The organism is Rhodococcus sp. EPR-147 (assembly GCF_001647185.1).
Classification (GTDB): Bacteria; Actinomycetota; Actinomycetes; order Mycobacteriales; family Mycobacteriaceae; genus Rhodococcoides.
On sequence record NZ_LVCU01000402.1, the window covers coordinates 1 to 1,658 of the forward strand.

General features: G+C 62.4%; 2 protein-coding genes. One reads left to right on the forward strand and one right to left on the reverse strand.

The genetic code is table 11. From position 1 onward, the window contains the following. Positions 1 to 851 (forward strand): Nramp family divalent metal transporter (locus A2J02_RS18010; protein WP_068051808.1); only part of this gene is annotated, 851 nt, incomplete at its 5' end. 105 nt (positions 852 to 956) lie between these two features. Here the strand turns inward: A2J02_RS18010 and A2J02_RS18015 are convergent. Continuing rightward, positions 957 to 1,403 (reverse strand): bleomycin resistance protein, encoded by a 447-nt coding sequence (locus tag A2J02_RS18015; protein ID WP_197077431.1) that lies wholly within the window; start codon positions 1,401 to 1,403, stop codon positions 957 to 959. Between the last annotated feature and the right edge of the window lie 255 nt (positions 1,404 to 1,658).

Sequence of the window (1,658 nt, forward strand, 5' to 3'; positions counted from 1 at the left end):
GCGGCCTCATCACCGGAGCCGTATCGATGATCTTGTTGCTGGTCCAGGATCGCCGGGGCCAGCGCCCGTTCGAGTTCGTGATTCTCGGTCTACTCGGTGTCATCGCCGTCGGATTTCTTGCCAGCGTCGTCGTGGAACCGCCATCGTTCACCGCCGCTGCCGCCGGGTTGATTCCGCGGTTCGACGGCGCGGAAAGCGTATTGATAGCCGCCGCTATGCTCGGTGCGACGATCATGCCGCACGCGGTCTATCTGCACTCCGGCCTTGCACGTGACCGGCACGGACACCCCGAGGCAGGGCCTGTCCGGCAGCGGTTGTTGCGGATCACCCGGATCGATGTCGGGTTGGCGATGCTGCTGGCCGGTGCAGTGAACATGTCGATGCTGCTGTTGGCGGCCTCGACGCTGGGAGGCCGAGAGGGCGTCGATTCCATCGAAGGAGCTCACACAGCAGTAGGAGACACTCTGGGGCCGGTGGTAGCGCTGCTGTTCGCGGTGGGCCTGCTGGCCTCGGGCCTGGCATCGACATCGGTCGGGGCATACGCCGGCGCGATGATCATGGACGGCCTACTACGTCAGCGCATTCCGATTCTGGTGCGACGACTGGTGACACTTGTTCCCGCACTGGCAATTCTGGCCGCGGGGGTCGACCCCAGTCGGGCACTGGTCGTCTCACAAGTCGTCCTGTCCTTCGGTATTCCGTTCGCGCTCATTCCCTTGGTGCGGTTCACCTCGGACCGCATCCTGATGGGCGGCGATGTCAATCACCGGATCCCGGCATACGCGGCATGGCTCATCGCGGGAATCGTCGTCGCACTCAATGTCGCGTTGATCTATCTGACCGTCGCCTGACTGCGCGCGGGTGGACAAGTCCAGCATGCGCTTATTTCAGGACGATGACCACGCGTAGCGCGTCGACGGACGTCCGGGTCATCGAGTTTCTGCTCGAGGGTGCGGTCAGGGTGCGCCGTTGCCTGCCGTGGTGGGCTCGTGTTGGCTTTTTTCATCGGTATGGAAAGTGATCAGATTGCCGTCGGTGTCGACAGCTGCGAACTCCGTCGTTCCCCAGTCCGTCGAGACGGGACGACCCGCGTCTGCGGGATGGAGCACTCCCGCGCGGGACATCTCGGCGTAAAGGTCGTTGATCTCGTCCACGGCGATGCGGCAGCTGGCTGTGCCGGCAAGGAACGTCTCGGCTCCGCTGCATACCGGCCATGCCGCAGGGTCTGAACGGGTATTCCAGCTGTCGTCGTCGGCGGCCCACAAGTGGATCTCGACGTCGTCGCGGGTAAGTCTCGCGAAAGTCGGGTCGGTGTACCGGGTCGTGAAGCCGAACGCGCGGACGTATATCTCTACAGCGGTGTCGATGTCTCGTACCGGCAGCGCAGGTACCACTTTCGACATGCCCATAGGCAACACTAACGCCGACGAGCCGGAGTAGGAGCCGAACCCACATCAATTGCTGGCGCTCAGTGCATTCGACTTCTGACACAGTGAACGCGACTCCTGAAACTGACAGGATCGATATCGAGACTCAATCGTGATGTGTCTCAGAAACCTGTCTCAAGCTCTGACGCGCCGCCTGTGCCTTGTCGGCCGTTTCTGAGACAGTCATCCTCGTGAGCGCCGTTTTGGGATACATGAGGGTCTCGACCACCG

Excerpts from the sequence above, each read along its gene's own strand:
- A2J02_RS18015 (WP_197077431.1), bottom strand. The coding sequence starts at position 1,403 with ATGTCGAAAGTGGTACCTGCGCTGCCGGTACGAGACATCGACACCGCT.